Genomic DNA, 15,888 nt, shown 5'->3' with positions numbered 1-15,888 from the left:
CTACTAATTTGCGTATACTTTTACTCAGCCCTTATGATGCAACAAGTCACCAGTACTGGCGTACCGGACTTGTCAAACATTTCCCCCAACATGACTGGACTGTCTTAACATTACCTCCACGCTATTTCAGCTGGCGAATTCGTGGCAATAGCTTGAGTTGGACTTGCTCAGAGCGGGAGCGACTTGAGCAGAATTATGACGTTCTGATCGCAACATCAATGACTGATCTCGCTTCACTGCGAGGCTTTATACCTGGATTGGCACGTATTCCTACGCTTTTGTATTTTCACGAAAACCAATTTGCCTACCCTGCATCAAAAACTAAAGTCGAATCAATCGAACCACAAATCGTAACCCTTTATGGGGCAATTGCAGCAGATCGTTTGATTTTCAACAGCGAATTCAATCGAAAAACGTTTTTATCGGGGGTGAAAACACTGTTAAAAAAATTACCTGATCATGCGCCGCTCACCATTGTGTCTCTTCTACAAAAAAAATCTGAAGTACTCATGGTACCGCTGGAAGATTGTCTATGGGAAATTAAACACGAGGCTAATAAGACATCAAGTTCCAGCCCATTGGTTATTACCTGGAATCATCGATGGGAATACGACAAAGGCCCAGAGAAATTATTAGCGGTCGTGGACGAATTGCTAACGCGATCCGTTAACTTCAAGATTAATATTTTGGGTCAGCAATTTCGTTCCAGCCCGGTAATATTCAACGAACTGGAGGAAAAACTCCGCACAACCCGAAATGGCAAGCATCTCGGGACATGGGGATTTATTAAGGATCGAGCTCGTTATTTCGAAATACTAAAACAGAGCGATATTGTTCTTTCAACCGCAATACACGACTTTCAGGGGTTATCAATGCTGGAAGCGGTCGCGCTTGGCTGTATACCTCTGGCACCCGACACCCTGGTTTATCCAGAATGGTTCCCGGCAGAGTATTTATATTCAGAGGATCAGCGTGGCCATACCGCAGTTGATAAAATTTTGAACTGGATCGAAGAAAAGAAAAACAACAAACTCCCGGTAGCACCTGATGTAAAGTTCTTGAGCTGGCAGTCTTTGTCTAGCCGTTATGCCTCTGCAATCGACAACACATTGGAAAGATGAAGTTTGTTTGAATGAGCAGAGGTTCACCTATCGCAACAGGCCGCTGATTTTTCCAACCAGCGCCGTGGCCAGCTCAGTCAATTTAACGAGGACTCAACGCTTCATCCTTGAAATGAATTCCCTGCCAACCATGCTTCATGAAGGCGCGAATATTGGCATGGTCTTTTCCATCTGGGTTTTGTAACACATCCTGGCGATAGTAATCACCAAAACAGGCCAATACTTCCGACTCGGAGAGACTATTCAATAACCCGAACGCAAAAATTTTGCAGGAACCCTCATTTGTCCCGGCTTCATTGTGCACCTGATCAGAGCCACCGCCATTTGTAAAAGTAGTCGGCCGGTACACATAATTGTTTTCGATTGTTTGCATCACTTGCTGGAAGTTTACGGTGTCGGGTTCTGTTCGAACTTGCTCCAAAAGATCTGACAGGGGTAAAACGGGTAAATTCGCCATCGATAATACCTTGTTAAATACAGTGAGGGGCTAAGACTACCATAGATTCTGAATGGGCTATACTAGGGTCTTTATTCCAACTATCACAGGTTATTATTTATGCAAAGTCACTTTGCTCGAACCCTGGCACTCATCGTCACAGTATCAGCACTTGCAAGTCCCGTAACAATCGCTGAACAAAAAAAAATTCCACCATTGGAAGTCGGGAATATGGACAACATCCCCACATTATTGTCACGGCTGGACACCCGCACCATTACGGTTTCGCTGAAAAATGGCAAGGAGTATACAGGTCGTGTAGCCCGCGTAACGGATCATATTCTTCATCTCGACAATCTCCGGGGCATGGAATATTTTGACGCAGTCATTACCATTGAAGATGTGTCTGGATTCGTAATACGTACTCAGTATTGACAGGTACCTGTCTCATCAGATAAATGTGATCACCGTCACATCTGTTAGACTCAGAGTAGTACTTTCAGCTGATTCTGTCTTTTGTTTCATTCGATACCCTGATCCTCAACAAAAATGCATCGAATTGAGCAGGAGAATTCACCATGACAGCTGGTATTTTTGGTTTACCGCGAACGTTACATGCTGAAATGCAAATGGATATGCCGTTCAATGCGTCATTCACGTGCGTTTGTGATGCAGTGAAAAAAGCGGGCGGTCAAATCGAAGTTGTTGACCCGGTCTGCGGACGAGTCAAAGCGATAAAGGCACACCCAGTATTGGGTGGGGTAGACATTCTCGATATACAGGTCCGGGTTAAGCAGTTTTCCGAAACCAACATTGTCTTCAATGCGACGCACGCCGGGACAATTACACAATTACTGAACGGCAAAGGGCCCCACAAACTGGCGAAAGATGTCTGGAACAGTCTCGATTCGATGCGTGTATCGGCAAAGAACAGGCTATACCCTACTTAATTTTCCGAAGACGAAAATAAACATGTGGAATCCGTAAATTTGATACAATTCGACTCGAGAACCAATTTTACAAACGGATAATATATGACATTTCGTCTTGATAAATTTTTATGTGACAATGCCGGGCTAACACGCTCCGAAGCCAAACGCGCTATCAAGCGCAAACAGATCACAGTCAATGGAAAAATCTTAACATCGTCAGCAACCCATGTAACACTGGACGATGATATACGGCTCGAAGATGAACCTGTCAATTATCTTGGCACGCAATATTTTATGCTGCACAAACCCAGTGAATATGTCTGTGCAACCGAAGATAGCCTGCATCCAACAGTGATCGATTTAATCGAGACACCCGCAAAAGGTCTGCATTGCGCGGGCCGGCTCGATATCGACACTACCGGACTGGTGCTGTTAAGTAATGACGGTCAATGGACCCATAACATCACCAGCCCGAAAAAACAGTGTGACAAATGCTACATCGCTACGCTTGATACCCCCCTGAGCGCAGAAGCTATCGCAAAACTCGAAGAAGGCATTTTTTTCCAGGCAGAACAACGTAAAACCCGACCCGCCAAGATTCAACGTCTCACCGAAGATAAGGTAGAAATCATTATTTCCGAGGGCATGTACCATCAGGTGAAACGCATGTTCATTGCAGTGGGCAATGAGGTTATTTCACTGCATAGAAATGCCATAGGCAATCTCAGGCTTGACGATCAACTACTGCCCGGGGAGTATCGGGCATTAACTGACGCAGAAATCGCACTTTTCTGAAACATTGAATAGCTGACTCGACTGAGGGGCAGCTTATCCGGCAAACGCCCCGACACCTGCTTGCTCAACAATGGTTGGGCAAGATTGCATAGCCGTTTCAAAAACTTTTTTACGTCGAGCCGGATCCATCATGTTTACACCGAATGCTTCCAGGTCTGCTTCGGAGGGCTCCAGCAATACCACTTGTTTCCCGGCTTTTTCGAGCATTTCAAGCTCAAAATCCACTCGTTTAGTCATTGCATTGCGAAGGATACGCTCAGTGCGCAGTGCAATGTTAAGCCCAATTGTGCGTGAATGCGTGATCATAGGCGGAATGACGACCACTTCGTCGACGTCTTCCTGAGCCAGCAAATCGGCCGAAGTCGGCGAAAACGCACCGCCATCAAAATACTCTCGGCCATTGATTGTAACTGGCGGGCACCACCCCGGGACAGCATAGGATGCACAGACAGCAGAGCTCAGCCTTACCCCTTCCATTTTTTTACGCCCGAATGCAACTCGCTCGCCAGTTTTCATATCCACGGTCATAATCCAGGTGTTTTCATGCTTAAGCCAGGCTTGTTGCTCGTTCACAGTTTCGATAAGTTCATACAGTGCGCTTAAATCCTGACGCCCACGGGGTAACATGCCAGAAAGTCCCGTCATAAGCGGAACCTTACCTTGAACCCAGGCCCACATCAGGCGAGGAGCAGTCAATCTGGATGCGGGTAAAGGCGGAAAAGCCCCCCCTAACGCGGTTTTGTGCACCCAATGCAATGCATCCAGAGTGATTTCGTCTTTCTGTTGGGCTGCAACGAGCTGGGAAACACTTATCCCGGCCCCCAGTAATGCCACCATCACGGCACCGGCAGAAGTACCGACAAGAAAATCCGCGGTGCGAGCATCAACCCCAGATGCTTTTTCATAGGCGTGGAGCATAGCCGTAGTCCAGGCACCACCGGCGATCCCCCCACATCCGATCACAATCGCTCTTTTACGTTTAGAAACCGTTTTCGGGCCTGTCGAGAGGTTTGTCATCGGGGTATCCACCATCAATTTCTCCAAAAAATAATTTTGTACATTTGTTCCATATCATATGAGCGATAGCGGCAAATTACCGTCATGGCGCTCAACAAATGTGACAAGCATCACAACTTGAGATTACTTTATTCACCAGCAGGAGCGCTGAAATTATCCCTTCACCGGGGGTTTGATGACGATTTCTGCAGGATCGCCTTCTGCTTTGCCAATAATCACCTGATTACGGCCATTGCGTTTGGCTTGATAGAGCGCTGTGTCGGCTTGCTGTAAAAAATGAGCGATACTGCTTTCAGGGTTCGGGATCTGGGCATAAACCCCTGCGCTCATCGTAACCGATATCACCCCGGCACAGGTCCTGACCGGTTTTTCCTCGATCAGTATGCGCACACGTTCAGCGACATGGTATGCCCCCTGTTCTTCCGTTTCGGACAGCAACAAACAAAACTCTTCGCCACCATACCGCGCAGGGATATCAGACGGCCAGCGTAAACCCTGCTTGATGCGCTGGGCTACCTCACGCAAACAATCATCACCCGCCTGGTGACCATATTCGTCGTTCACCTGTTTGAAATGATCGATATCTATCAAGACAATCGCAAGGCAGTGATGATACCGGGTTGATCGTTGAAATTCTTCGAGCAGGGCTTCATCCAGATAGCGACGATTATGCAATCCGGTGAGCTGGTCAGTATTACTCAGCTCCATCAACTGCCGGGTTAACTGCTCCAGTTTTTCAGTTCGCTCCTGTACCCGGACTTCGAGTTCTTCATTCACTCTCTGGGTGCTTTCCAGCAGCTTAACCTGAGCTTCATAGCGAAGACGTCGCTCAGTGTTAATACGTTCCGCCAATGCAAAAGACAAAAGCACAACCTCGAGTGCAGAACCAATATGCGTGGCATATTCAGTAAACATATTGGTCGGCAAAATACCGGTTTTGTTCATTGCCAGGATAACTCCACCTAACAACATTGCGCCCCATGCGATTGTATAGTATTTAGCCGTATGTTGTTTTTTGTACCAGCAGTAGATTCCGGCACTTAACGCACCAATACAGGCAGCTGCTGCCCAGGGAATCAAGACAATAATGTTATAGTGATAGGGAAGCCAGAAAGCAGACACCGCAAGCACCAAGCTCCCCCAAAAAAACAGCTCAACGAGCCTGTTTAACGGTTTGGCAACCTCATTCAAACACAAAAAGCGCTGGGTAAAACGGGCGCCGAATGCGACGACACCGGATAAGAACACAAGAATGGCTTGATCGTTCCAGGTGGTAAACGTAGGCCAAAGATATCGGAACGAATATCCACCAATACTCGCCAGAAATAAGGGCATACACATCACGTAGCCTACGTACAAGATATAGGAACGCTCGCCCAGCACCATATATATCAGCAGGTTGTAGGCAGCGATTACAATCATGATTCCGAAAAAAATACCGTGAACGATGGTTCGCGTCGTATCGTAGCCGTAAAAAATCTTCTCCTCCCAGAGCGTGAGAGGCGCTTGCACGGAACTGGACGTTTTCAAACGAATGTAAATATCCAGTTGATCCTGAGGCTCCCATTGAATGGGTACAATAAAAAACCGATGATCCATGGGTCGTTCGACAAAATTTTTCTTGTCTCCCATAAAGTAGCTTTCGAGAACCTTGCCATCCCGCACGATATGCACATCTACATGGTCGATCACCGCATAACTGATTTCCAACAACCTTCTGAGCGTTTTCCGGTTGGCATTCAGCGTATTGATTCTGAGCCACCAGACAGACTCGTTATAACTTTTATTGAAGGTACCCGCTTCGTTTTGCTTCCAGTTTCGTTTTTTGGCAATCACGTCTGCAAGTGAAAGCGTACCTTTCGCATCTTCGATGTATTGAATCCAGGCGTCCAGCTCGAGCTTGGCATCAGCGGAATTAATTTGAAGAAGTGCTTTATGCTCTGAGAAACCGACAGGCGTTGCGAGACCAAACACAGTCGTCGCCATGCAACAGGAGAGAAGAGATACAACGAAAACCGCAAACCGCATGGATTCACCCCAACAAGTCAAGTGAGCTTCCTCGGTCAAGAAAATTATTCTCGAACGATAGATCCAGTTTGGTATCAAGCAAGGATCCAAGTAACTTGAACCCGTTCCAATAAGACTAGCATCTGAGCGCAAGTACGCAATCGATAGAGGAATCTACACTTCCACCTTGGCATTTTGTCAGCGGAACATTAAAATCCCCTACTTTTATAAAAATGGTCGATTACAGAGTATTTCCCCATGGGTAGAAGCTACGAAAACAGAAAAGCCTCGATGGCTAAAACGCAAGGTGCCAAAACGAAAGTCTATTCCAAGTATGGGCGGGAGATTTACGTCTGTGCCAAAAATGGCGGCATCGAGCCCGATGCGAACCTGGCATTACGCCGCTTGATAGACCGAGCCAAAAAAGACCAGGTGCCGGCACATGTCATCGACAAGGCACTGGAAAAGGCAAAAGGTGGCGCAGGAGAGGACTTTGTTGCCGCACGCTACGAAGGTTTTGGTCCCGGTGGCAGCATGGTGATTGTGGATTGCCTGACAGATAATAATAATCGTACTTTCGGTGACGTTAGACTTTGCTTTACCAAAACAAAAAGTAAACTCGGTGCCCAAGGCGCAGTTTCACACCTGTTTGATCACAGAGCAATTCTTGCGCTGAAAGGAGACGACGAAGAAGCCGTACTGGAAGCCCTCATGATGGCAGATGTTGATGTATCTGATATCGAGAGTGAAGACGGTATTATTACCGTTCTGACGCCGAACACGGAATATTTCAAGGCAAAAACAGCGCTTGCAGATGCCTTCCCGGATGTCGAATTGGACATGGATGAAATTACTTTTATCCCGCAAACTTCAACAGAACTCAGCGGCGACGACATCGAAATGTTTGAGAAACTGATTAATATGTTGAATGATTGTGATGATGTGCAGGACATTTATCACAATGCAGAGTTCGACAGCCCTGCCGAATAAGCCTTAGACGTGCAAGATTTAAAGCGTCAACACACAGCGCTTATCCCAGGGGATATTTTCCTTGGGATAGCCCCTGCAATTGCTGACGAGACGCGTCCCGCCCAAGGTCACATCCACATTATAATGGACATGCCCACAAACCCATAAATCGATGGGATACTGCTCAATGATCCGATGCAAGTTGGAAACAAACGCCCCTTTCAGATTGCTGGACAGATACTGCTCTTGAACAAAGTAAATAGAGGGACAATGATGCGTCATTACGACCGTCTTCCCGGAAAAGTCCTGAGCAAGCTCCCCGCGCAGCCATTTCAAATGATCGTTCATTAAATCCATTGAATCCTCAGGCGTAAACTGTTTGTCGCGATATTGAATCAACCTGTAATCCATGATCCTCGAACGACAAGTTTTAATTGCATCCTGCTTGCCTTCCTGACCATCTATCAGAAAGTCGGACCACAACGTGCACCCCAGAATACGCACATTAGCAATCTCAAAGACACTCTTTTGTAAAAAGTGGATATCATTCTCATCAGACAATGCAACAGTGATTTCTTTCTCGGTGGTTACCATCTCCGCGTCATAATATTCATGATTGCCCAATACACACAATACCGGCGCATTAAAATGCAGGTGATACCGCCTGAGCATATCCGGCAACCCTGCCCCGGTATTATTATCGCCTGCAAGCAAAACCAAATCGACCTCACTTTGCTCGGGCAACGGGGCCTCGCCAACAGGATAGAACTCCTCATGCAAATCGCTGTGCAGGGCAATTCTCACAGATTCCCTCCTCCACTTTGAGCACATAAGTCGAGTACAATCTTGCCAATGTGTTGATTACTCTCCATGAGCTTATGCGCTTTGATGACATCGGAGAATGCATAGGTATTTGCCATGACCGGTTTCATTTTACCGGCCTCAATGGCTGGCCAGATATGCTCGAGTAGATCTGCAGCGATTTCTGCTTTCGCCTGAGGACTCTGCGGACGGAGTGTAGATCCGGTCAAGGTGAGCCTCTTCAACATAACTGGTAGAAAGTTGACCTTGGCTACAGGCCCTTGGAGAAAAGCAATATTGCAGATACGGCCTTCCAACGCCGCGATTTTAATATTTTTGCTAATATAGTCTCCCCCGACCATATCCAGAATGACATCCATTCCCTGACCTTCCCCGAAAGCTTCAAGGGCTTCGACAAAATCAGAGTCCCGGTAGTTAATGGCCAAATCTGCCCCGAGCTGTTCACAGGCCTTACGTTTTTCTTCGCTACCAACGGTGACGGCCACCCTGGCCCCCCGTAATTTTGCCATTTGTATTGCAGTGGTTCCGATACCGCTCGCACCACCGTGAATCAAAAACCGTTCACCGGCCTGGAGTCGGCATCGCATAAACACATTCGACCAAACCGTAAAACAGGTTTCAGGAAGGGCGGCGGCCTCGATAAGGGATAAACCTTTGGGTACGGGTAGACACTGGGTAGCGGGCGCGCGCACATACTCTGCATACCCCCCGCCATTGACTAAAGCACAAACCGCGTCGCCCAGGGCAAAGGGTACTGGCTCGTTAGCTGATGCGCCAATGGCGACAATTTCTCCGGAGACTTCAAGCCCTAAAACCGGCGATGCATCTGGTGGCGGAGGGTAATGGCCTTGACGTTGGATGACATCGGGACGGTTGACTCCTGCCGCCGCGACCTTGATCAAGACCTCACCGTCTCGTGGCTCGGGTTTATCCATTTCCTGAATTTCCATGACTTCAGGCGCACCATACTCTCGAAGCGCGACGTATTTCATTGGGACCTCCATCCAGCTGAGTTAGCCCGCTGTTGATTTAAGTTAAGCGTTGTCTATTCGCCTTTAATCGTGTTTATTCATGCAAGTTAGTGTGTATACTGTGTTAGGTCGTAAAAGACCTATAACCACTAGCAGAAACCTAAAGCATAGCGTTTATCAGAAACTTATGACAAACGAACAAATGACCCAACTGTTACGCGAGTTCATTCCTCTTTGTAATTTCATGGAGATTGAGATCACAGACTTGCATCCCGATCAGATTACTGCCGCGGCCCCCTTGGCGCCGAATTTGAATATGCATAGTTCAGGATTTGCAGGCAGCCTTTATTCGTTAGCTGCGGCAACGGGTTGGGCGTTGTTACACAACTTTATGGCTGTAAACGATATAGCAGGACAACTGGTAATGAAACAGGCATCGATTCATTATAAACGGCCAGTGTTAAGCGATATCAGCCTAACCTGCAGCCTGGCCCCTGACAAAACAGAAGAACATGTGCAACAAACGCTGGAGCAAGGGCTGAATGTCGAACTGCCACTCCGAGTTAGCATACTTTCCGACGGTAAGAAGTGTGCCCACCTCGACGCGGACTATGTCATTCACACTTAAGCATTAACACTTAAGCACTAACAACGCGGCAAGCCCACACCGCCGGAGCCCAGATATTCGTATGGATCGAAACCTTCTTCGTCCGTTTGCTGCGAGCGCTTGAACGCGTCGCCAACCTGTTCATTCTCATCAGGGGTGAAGTGCAGAAAGTCCTGCGTGGTGATAATACCGACCGGCTTCCCTTCTTCTACCACGGGTAAATGGCGAAAGCCCTGCTCCCGAAGTATTTTTACACACTCTGTGATCGATTGTGTCGGCTTTACCACTTTCGGGTTTGCCGTGGCAACACTGCCAACGCTTACTGACTTGGGGTTCAATCCTGGCGCTATTACGTTATTCAGCAAATCCCGTTCAGTAAAAATACCGACGAGCGATTCGTTTTCCACCAATAACACCGCACCAACGTTGCACTCTGTCATCGTTCTACAGACTAAAGCGACCGGTTCGCCAGGGTGCGCCGTGACGAGATTTGTGTTCATTACATCTATTGCATTAGCCATCATCAGGTTCCTTTTCATTAAATCTACTGATTCGGTATTTCTGCGCCTTGGCCGATTAATATTTCGATATCCCAATCACAAACTGAAAAATAGGGTTCAATTTGTGCACGACTCGCGATTTCATTATCCCGATAATTAAATTCTGGAACAACCACTTCACTGATTAAAGTATACGCGCCGGAGATCAAGCGTGCGCCCTTCCAGACACCCGCAGGCGCAACAAACTGTAAACGCTGCCCTTCATCTAGCTGATTACCCAACAGTATTCGCTCTGCTAGACCATTTGGATAAAGTAGCGTGTACTCAATGGTGCCGCCCCGTTGGTAACAATGAACAATGTCGGACTTGTTCCGGTGGAAGCATCCGATGGGGTCGTCCGCAGTCAGCAAATAATAGATCGAAGAAGCCAGTGCACGGGTCACGCCATTTCTCGAAAACATCTGGTTATGGGTATAGGTACGCCGAAAGTATCCACCCTCAAAAGGATGTTTCTCTAACTTCAATTTTTTTATCAATTCATCTGTATTCATTTGGGTGACTTTAGCTGTGTTAAAATTCGACGCACAGAGGACGCCAGCTCTTTCTTCCCGCTAAGTCCATTCGCATTGATAATTTCCTGCTCAGTTTGACCTAACAGGATGCGCTGGATAAATAAAACGCGCAGCCCGGGAGTCGTTTTATACCAGTTTGAGTGGGGAAAGTCGGCACTCCAGGCCCAACGAGCGAGTGAATTTTCAACCGTATTCAAAGGCCGGTTTCCCTCCGTGTAAGCCTCGATATCGGCTCGCTCAATATCGAGCAAGTCTGCTCTGACACGGCGTTGGACCTCGATCGTCAACAGGACCAGCCATAGCGGCTCAACCAAGCCCGGCTCCAATTGTTTCAGTGAGCCTTTCAGTTGATCGGGCAATTGCATAAGCTGGATGTTTTCGCAGTCGACCAGCAAGCGTCGACCCGGCTCCGTGAGTGCAAATGCCATCATAAATGAGTGTAGGCCACTGGAGGCATCCCGTGTGAGTCCGACCCGCAGCGTTGAAAAGTGACAGCGCGTCCAAAATTGAAAAAGTTCAGGGGACGCACTGTAACTGGTACTGACAAAGTCCAACCCATTCTTTTTCGCTTCGTGACAAACAAAATTAACCAATCTGGCACCAATACCCGAGCGTTGATACATCGGGGCAACGGCTACTCTGACGATTCGAAGGGAATTTAGAAACACCGCGTCTTTAATACCACTGTGGGCACTCAGTGACTGCGGCACAAGATGCCCTTGGGGTCGTCGACGACCCAGCCAGATAGATCGTGCAAGATCGGCATCCTCAAGCCCCCCTTCCTGAATTGCCAGAATGACCCCGATCACCTGCTCTCGGAAACTTGCCGTACAAAGGCGAATTCTCTGATTCTCCAGAATCATTCTAAGATCATTCGGGGATGTCTGGTAGTGAGCCTGAACCAATAAACCGTAAAGCTGTACCAATTTCGATTCATCGAGTACCAGAGCGGCCAGGTCAACCTGCTGAATGGATAAACCCGGTTGCGTTGCATTAATATCAGAGCGTTTTAAATCGTGAGTAACCGGTTCCGCAGCCAAAAGGAAGATCCGGTTGACATAGGCTTCAAGAGGATCCCTTTCCCGCCACCGCACAGGTTCGGACAAATGCAGGGCACGGTGTTGATTGTAGTGCTCGCTCAACCATGTTCTGAAGGAGATTGCAAAGCCTCTGCCATGCCCTTCATAGCCGTGGATCGTTGATGCCAGTATCACTCGCCCGCAACACGTCATCATTCGGGTCAATACCGTGGTCGGCAAAGAGGCAGCCTCATCGATGAACAGAAGATCACAGTCGGGAGGATTCAATACCAGTACATCGGGCGCATAGAATTTAAGTGTTGACCCGGTATCCCTTGAACGCGAGGTGGATGAAGTATGTTCAAATACTTGAAAAATATCACATTGATCGAATGTACTGAACAATACTGCCACACTGCTCGCTCGAGCTGCAGCTACAGCAATTCGGAAACCCTTTCGCTCTGATAGTAGCTTGAATGCGGCCAGACCCAGTGCAGCGGTTTTACCTCGGCCACGGTCTGCAGTCATAACTAAGGGCCGCCCTGTTCGCCCTTTTGCAACGGCTTGAATTAACTGAACCGCATTGCGCTGGTCTTCGGTGCAGCCGTCCGCATTGAACGTAGCATGCATCGGGCTTGAAAAGCGCTTGTTCGATTGCTTGAGCACACATTGATGCTCAGCACGAAAACGGTTACTTATCGTACAATAACTGGCAATGCTAACTGCATTACTCTGTCTTGTCAGTTTCGCCAGTCGCATCAGGTAGAGACTTGGACTGGGGACGGTGAGATCAGGGTATGAAAGTATTTTCGTACTGGCGGGATCTTGCCATGCCGACCAAGCCTGCAACTCAGGCGCGAGCAATATCAATCTTCCGCCGCCACGGACGATCCCGGATACCGCAGCAAATGATTCGGCATCAAACCCGCTGAAAGCATCGAAAATGACCTGATCGCATTCTGAGCCCAGAACCTGTCGACCATGAGATATCGGGATAGGGGCTGGAATAGCACTGTCCGCAAAAATATCTTGTAGGTCGGATTGAGCCGGTGAACCAACCCAGACGATTTGGTCTCGGGGGTCTGTCACCAACGGTTTGACCGCCGCTAGGCAGTCCTCATGGGTACCACATACCAGGAGTATTGCACGGTGTCCACGTTCTTGCGCCGCCACGCGGCTCGCTTGAATCGCGGACAAGCCGACAGGATCCCAGTTTGTGGGCCAGGCCCGGACAATTTTTATTTTCGAATGGAATGATGACAATTTTTTCACTCGCATAGGGAAATGCGAGAGGATAGCTGATTTAATGCGTTGAATCACCTGCCAATTGTAATGACCAAAAGCAGTGATTCAACGCAAACCCGATCAGGCTTTTCTTAGATGTAAAATCTCTCTTGCCTCATCCGGGGACGCGATTTCGCGCCCTGCTTTTCGAGCACATCCTACCAAGGCTTCAATCAATTCACCGTTGCCACTGGCTTTTTCCCCGGATGGCAAATAAAACGTATCTTCAAGACCAGTGCGCAGCATTCCGCCCAGATCGGCAGTCGCCTGATGCAAATCCCAAATTTCCTGGCGGCCAATCGCTGTCACCTGCCAGGTCGACCCTGGTAGTCGATATTTTACCAATAATTTAAGAAGCTCCGGATCCGTGGGCATGCCGGATGCCACCCCCATGACGAAGTTATAATCCGGATTTTGGGTAAAACACATCCCGTTTTCAACAAACAGCTGAATAGACCGCACGATACCCACATCGAAACACTCGAATTCCGGCATCGCCCCCACACTTTTCATCCCGTCCAGAAATTTTCGGACTTTCTCAACCGGGTTATCAAAAATCATGGGCGGCCAAGCCCAGCTGCCATCTTTACGGGTTTTAAGGTAATTCAGTGTACCCGCATTACATGCCGCAATCTCGGGCTTGATACGCTCGATACAAGCCAGTTGAGGAGAAATATCCGGACCAATCGTCCCAGTGGACATATTGATTATAACGCCGGGACATGCCTCTCTGATTGCATTGGTAATATCTTCAGCTATATCAGGATCCCAACAGGGTAAATGACCTTTTCCAGGCGCTTGCTGGCGATAATGAACATGGATGATCGACGCTCCAGCGTCATATGCCTCTTTACAGGAGCTCGCCATTTCCTGAACAGAAACCGGTACCGGGTGCTGCTGTGGATTTGTCAGTACGCCTGTGACAGCACAGGTCACTATTGCTTTATCGCTCATTCTGCTTACTCGCCCTTGTTATTGATAGTTTCCAAATGTGGTGAGTAGTATGCACACTTTAACAAAACCAAGCAAGTGCTTGGTTGGTTTTGCTTCGCTGCTGGTTTTGCTTCACTGTTGGTTTTTCTTGACTATTGGTTTTACCTGACTGACAGTTAATCTACTCAATTCAACTGGAATCACTCACCGGACGAAACTCAGCAGCATCCAGACGATAAAGGACGTGCTCCGATAAAGGATGACCAGGAGGCAGGTCAGGATGGAAGAAGTTTTCCGCATCCCGCTTCATGCCAAGACGTTGCATAACCGCCTGTGAGCGATGATTCGCGACAGCAGTGAAAGAAACAACCTGGTCGAGCGCCAATTCACCAAACGCAAACTGCAAGGCACAGCGTGCTGCTTCGGTTGCCAGCCCTTTGCCCCAATATTGCCTGTCCAAGCGCCAGCCAATTTCAATACAAGGAGAAAACGGCAGCGCACCAGAGGGTTGATGTAATCCTGTAAATCCAATAAAACGATCATCGTTGATACAATGCAGAGCCCAAAAGCCCCAACCATGTTTTAAGATTAGTTTATTAATACGCTCGGCAACGGCATTGCTTTCACGCTCAGATAGACAAGCAGGAAAATACTTCATCACCTCTACATCAGCGTTTAACCTGGCGAAATCCGGAAGATCTGAGATTCTCCAGGGTCGAAGGATCAAACGTTGAGATTTCAGTGAATTTTTTTCATCCGGGTTATACTCCATGAGAACACCATCCAGAAGGTTATTATGTTGAAATTAATAGGTACGACTGTCACCGGATTGCTGATACTAATCTGCCATCAGGTATACGCTGACTGCAGGGATTTTGCCCAAACAGCCTATGAGGAACTGTACTGTGAAATAAAAGCGAAAGGAAAAGGCGCCACGCTGCCCGCTCTGGAGGATTTCAGACGCAACACCCCGCAATTCCAGGCGCTACTCCTTAAACGTCCAGCGGCGCAGTTAAAACTCACTGTCCCACCGTACACGAGCATAAAACCCTCCCTGGAAAGTAATTCATTGGGCCCCCAATCGACGGTAGAAACACCCACTTCAGGTGCAACTTTAGCACCGCCTCGATCGCCACAGAGTTTTGATAAAAATGAGGAAGGTTCCGGATCGGTAAAGGAATCGAGACCTCATTTGAGTGCTTGTAAATTACAACGTAGTGAAATATCGTGCCGTTCCGGAAAACAATATCAGCTACAGAAGAACAAGCCCCTCAGCCAACTCTCTAGTTCAGCACTGGCTTCAAGCAACCAATTAAGATTACCACCGATAAATGGCTCATCCAGCGAACAGAAACAAAAGCTGGCAAATGCCTATGAACAATACATTGAAGCCATGCTGCAAATCGGCTTAGGCGCAACCACGATGTCCTACACACGCTTTGTGTATACCTACCGCGAAATAAAACAAAAAAATGCCGATTTTCAGCAGCGTTTCCACAAAATGTACGAACTCCTGAAACAGGACCGCCGATCAATGGCCGTTGATACCCGGTTACCCGCCCCGTATCCGGGACAGCTGGACGCCTGTACGCGACTTAACGTTAAAACGATAATCTGTGATACCAGTGATAAAAACTGGGTCTATGTCTTGAGCTCTGAAGGATAGTCTGACTCGAGTCTTATTATGGTTGCCAGTCAATCATTAACAATAAATTACGTAATTGTCATTGAAATCACTATAAATGTACCATTTCTACGCCCTATGGACGATGCCTCTACGCCCCTTGCGCCGATAACATAAGCAACATGAAAGAACGAACATTCAGGCCGTTTGTTTTTTCTCCTTGAACTTAAGTTTTCGGAGCGTCCCTAAATTGCCCGAACATTTCAGCAGCTACACCCA

At 47.9% G+C, this 15,888-nt stretch carries 17 protein-coding genes; 7 read left to right on the top strand and 10 right to left on the bottom strand.

Annotated features, from left to right (window positions below):
• The first annotated feature begins 8 nt into the window (after positions 1-8).
• Complete coding sequence (locus OLMES_RS13020) at positions 9-1,121, top strand: tRNA-queuosine alpha-mannosyltransferase domain-containing protein (RefSeq protein ID WP_087461656.1); 1,113 nt, start codon at positions 9-11, stop codon at positions 1,119-1,121.
• A gap of 82 nt (positions 1,122-1,203) precedes the next feature.
• Here the strand turns inward: OLMES_RS13020 and OLMES_RS13015 are convergent, their stop codons facing one another.
• Positions 1,204-1,578 carry a HopJ type III effector protein gene (locus tag OLMES_RS13015; protein ID WP_087461655.1) on the bottom strand — a complete coding sequence of 125 codons (375 nt, stop codon included), beginning with the start codon at positions 1,576-1,578 and terminating at the stop codon, positions 1,204-1,206.
• Positions 1,579-1,677: 99 nt separating this feature from the next.
• On the opposite strand from OLMES_RS13015, the gene OLMES_RS13010 reads away from it, so the two are divergent.
• The 3 genes from OLMES_RS13010 (at position 1,678) to rsuA (ending at position 3,284) form a co-directional block, all read left to right on the top strand.
• On the top strand, positions 1,678-1,992 hold the full coding sequence (locus OLMES_RS13010; RefSeq protein WP_087461654.1) for a hypothetical protein: 315 nt from the start codon (positions 1,678-1,680) through the stop codon (positions 1,990-1,992).
• 143 nt (positions 1,993-2,135) lie between these two features.
• Entirely contained in the window at positions 2,136-2,507 is a 372-nt protein-coding gene (locus tag OLMES_RS13005) for a hypothetical protein (protein ID WP_087461653.1), read from the top strand.
• 84 nt (positions 2,508-2,591) lie between these two features.
• Entirely contained in the window at positions 2,592-3,284 is a 693-nt protein-coding gene (gene rsuA / locus OLMES_RS13000; RefSeq protein WP_087461652.1) for a 16S rRNA pseudouridine(516) synthase RsuA, read from the top strand.
• A gap of 33 nt (positions 3,285-3,317) precedes the next feature.
• Here rsuA and OLMES_RS12995 read toward each other — a convergent pair whose 3' ends face one another.
• Together OLMES_RS12995 and OLMES_RS12990 are read right to left on the bottom strand one after the other, a co-directional pair.
• A complete protein-coding gene (locus OLMES_RS12995; RefSeq protein WP_087464473.1) occupies positions 3,318-4,301 on the bottom strand; it encodes a patatin-like phospholipase family protein in 984 nt (327 codons plus the stop codon).
• A 153-nt stretch (positions 4,302-4,454) separates the two neighbouring features.
• The gene (locus OLMES_RS12990; protein ID WP_157678291.1) at positions 4,455-6,350 is read right to left on the bottom strand and encodes a sensor domain-containing diguanylate cyclase; all 1,896 of its coding nucleotides are present in this window, start codon (positions 6,348-6,350) and stop codon (positions 4,455-4,457) included.
• A 216-nt stretch (positions 6,351-6,566) separates the two neighbouring features.
• Between OLMES_RS12990 and OLMES_RS12985 the strand changes: the two genes are divergently transcribed.
• Complete coding sequence (locus OLMES_RS12985; RefSeq protein ID WP_087461650.1) at positions 6,567-7,298, top strand: YebC/PmpR family DNA-binding transcriptional regulator; 732 nt, start codon at positions 6,567-6,569, stop codon at positions 7,296-7,298.
• A gap of 18 nt (positions 7,299-7,316) precedes the next feature.
• On the opposite strand, the gene OLMES_RS12980 is transcribed toward OLMES_RS12985, so the two are convergent.
• Positions 7,317-8,081 (bottom strand): metallophosphoesterase, encoded by a 765-nt coding sequence (locus OLMES_RS12980; protein ID WP_157678290.1) that lies wholly within the window; start codon positions 8,079-8,081, stop codon positions 7,317-7,319.
• On the bottom strand, positions 8,078-9,091 hold the full coding sequence (locus OLMES_RS12975; protein WP_198343325.1) for an NAD(P)H-quinone oxidoreductase: 1,014 nt from the start codon (positions 9,089-9,091) through the stop codon (positions 8,078-8,080). Before OLMES_RS12975 ends, OLMES_RS12980 begins: the two co-directional genes overlap by 4 nt.
• Before the next feature lie 166 nt (positions 9,092-9,257).
• Here OLMES_RS12975 and OLMES_RS12970 point away from each other — a divergent pair, with 166 nt between their 5' ends.
• Positions 9,258-9,698, top strand: coding sequence for a YiiD C-terminal domain-containing protein (locus OLMES_RS12970; RefSeq protein ID WP_157678289.1), 441 nt, complete (start codon positions 9,258-9,260; stop codon positions 9,696-9,698).
• A gap of 17 nt (positions 9,699-9,715) precedes the next feature.
• Here OLMES_RS12970 and OLMES_RS12965 read toward each other — a convergent pair whose 3' ends face one another.
• The 5 genes from OLMES_RS12965 to OLMES_RS12945 form a co-directional block, all read right to left on the bottom strand.
• Positions 9,716-10,216: a CBS domain-containing protein gene (locus tag OLMES_RS12965; protein ID WP_087461646.1), complete on the bottom strand. Its 501-nt coding sequence runs from the start codon at positions 10,214-10,216 to the stop codon at positions 9,716-9,718.
• A gap of 5 nt (positions 10,217-10,221) precedes the next feature.
• Positions 10,222-10,728 carry a cupin domain-containing protein gene (locus OLMES_RS12960; RefSeq protein ID WP_087461645.1) on the bottom strand — a complete coding sequence of 169 codons (507 nt, stop codon included), beginning with the start codon at positions 10,726-10,728 and terminating at the stop codon, positions 10,222-10,224.
• Positions 10,725-13,046, bottom strand: a complete 2,322-nt coding sequence (locus OLMES_RS12955; RefSeq protein WP_087461644.1) for a GNAT family N-acetyltransferase — start codon at positions 13,044-13,046, stop codon at positions 10,725-10,727. Before OLMES_RS12955 ends, OLMES_RS12960 begins: the two co-directional genes overlap by 4 nt.
• Before the next feature lie 87 nt (positions 13,047-13,133).
• Positions 13,134-14,006 carry a BKACE family enzyme gene (locus tag OLMES_RS12950; RefSeq protein ID WP_087461643.1) on the bottom strand — a complete coding sequence of 291 codons (873 nt, stop codon included), beginning with the start codon at positions 14,004-14,006 and terminating at the stop codon, positions 13,134-13,136.
• Between the two features lie 169 nt (positions 14,007-14,175).
• Positions 14,176-14,757: a GNAT family N-acetyltransferase gene (locus tag OLMES_RS12945; protein ID WP_087461642.1), complete on the bottom strand. Its 582-nt coding sequence runs from the start codon at positions 14,755-14,757 to the stop codon at positions 14,176-14,178.
• 24 nt (positions 14,758-14,781) lie between these two features.
• Here OLMES_RS12945 and OLMES_RS12940 point away from each other — a divergent pair, with 24 nt between their 5' ends.
• Positions 14,782-15,651, top strand: a complete 870-nt coding sequence (locus tag OLMES_RS12940) for a hypothetical protein (protein ID WP_087461641.1) — start codon at positions 14,782-14,784, stop codon at positions 15,649-15,651.
• Positions 15,652-15,888: the final 237 nt, after the last annotated feature.

The sequence above is a fragment of the Oleiphilus messinensis genome (assembly GCF_002162375.1).
GTDB lineage: Bacteria > Pseudomonadota > Gammaproteobacteria > Pseudomonadales > Oleiphilaceae > Oleiphilus > Oleiphilus messinensis.
This window is presented reverse-complemented; position numbering and strand designations above follow the sequence as displayed.

Coding starts and splice junctions, on each gene's coding strand:
- OLMES_RS13015 (WP_087461655.1), bottom strand. CDS start 1,578: ATGGCGAATTTACCCGTTTTACCCCTGTCAGATCTTTTGGAGCAAGTT.
- OLMES_RS13010 (WP_087461654.1), top strand. CDS start 1,678: ATGCAAAGTCACTTTGCTCGAACCCTGGCACTCATCGTCACAGTATCA.
- OLMES_RS13005 (WP_087461653.1), top strand. CDS start 2,136: ATGACAGCTGGTATTTTTGGTTTACCGCGAACGTTACATGCTGAAATG.
- rsuA (WP_087461652.1), top strand. CDS start 2,592: ATGACATTTCGTCTTGATAAATTTTTATGTGACAATGCCGGGCTAACA.
- OLMES_RS12995 (WP_087464473.1), bottom strand. CDS start 4,301: ATGACAAACCTCTCGACAGGCCCGAAAACGGTTTCTAAACGTAAAAGA.
- OLMES_RS12985 (WP_087461650.1), top strand. CDS start 6,567: ATGGGTAGAAGCTACGAAAACAGAAAAGCCTCGATGGCTAAAACGCAA.
- OLMES_RS12975 (WP_198343325.1), bottom strand. CDS start 9,091: ATGAAATACGTCGCGCTTCGAGAGTATGGTGCGCCTGAAGTCATGGAA.
- OLMES_RS12970 (WP_157678289.1), top strand. CDS start 9,258: ATGACAAACGAACAAATGACCCAACTGTTACGCGAGTTCATTCCTCTT.
- OLMES_RS12965 (WP_087461646.1), bottom strand. CDS start 10,216: ATGAAAAGGAACCTGATGATGGCTAATGCAATAGATGTAATGAACACA.
- OLMES_RS12960 (WP_087461645.1), bottom strand. CDS start 10,728: ATGAATACAGATGAATTGATAAAAAAATTGAAGTTAGAGAAACATCCT.
- OLMES_RS12955 (WP_087461644.1), bottom strand. CDS start 13,046: ATGCGAGTGAAAAAATTGTCATCATTCCATTCGAAAATAAAAATTGTC.
- OLMES_RS12950 (WP_087461643.1), bottom strand. CDS start 14,006: ATGAGCGATAAAGCAATAGTGACCTGTGCTGTCACAGGCGTACTGACA.
- OLMES_RS12945 (WP_087461642.1), bottom strand. CDS start 14,757: ATGGAGTATAACCCGGATGAAAAAAATTCACTGAAATCTCAACGTTTG.
- OLMES_RS12940 (WP_087461641.1), top strand. CDS start 14,782: ATGTTGAAATTAATAGGTACGACTGTCACCGGATTGCTGATACTAATC.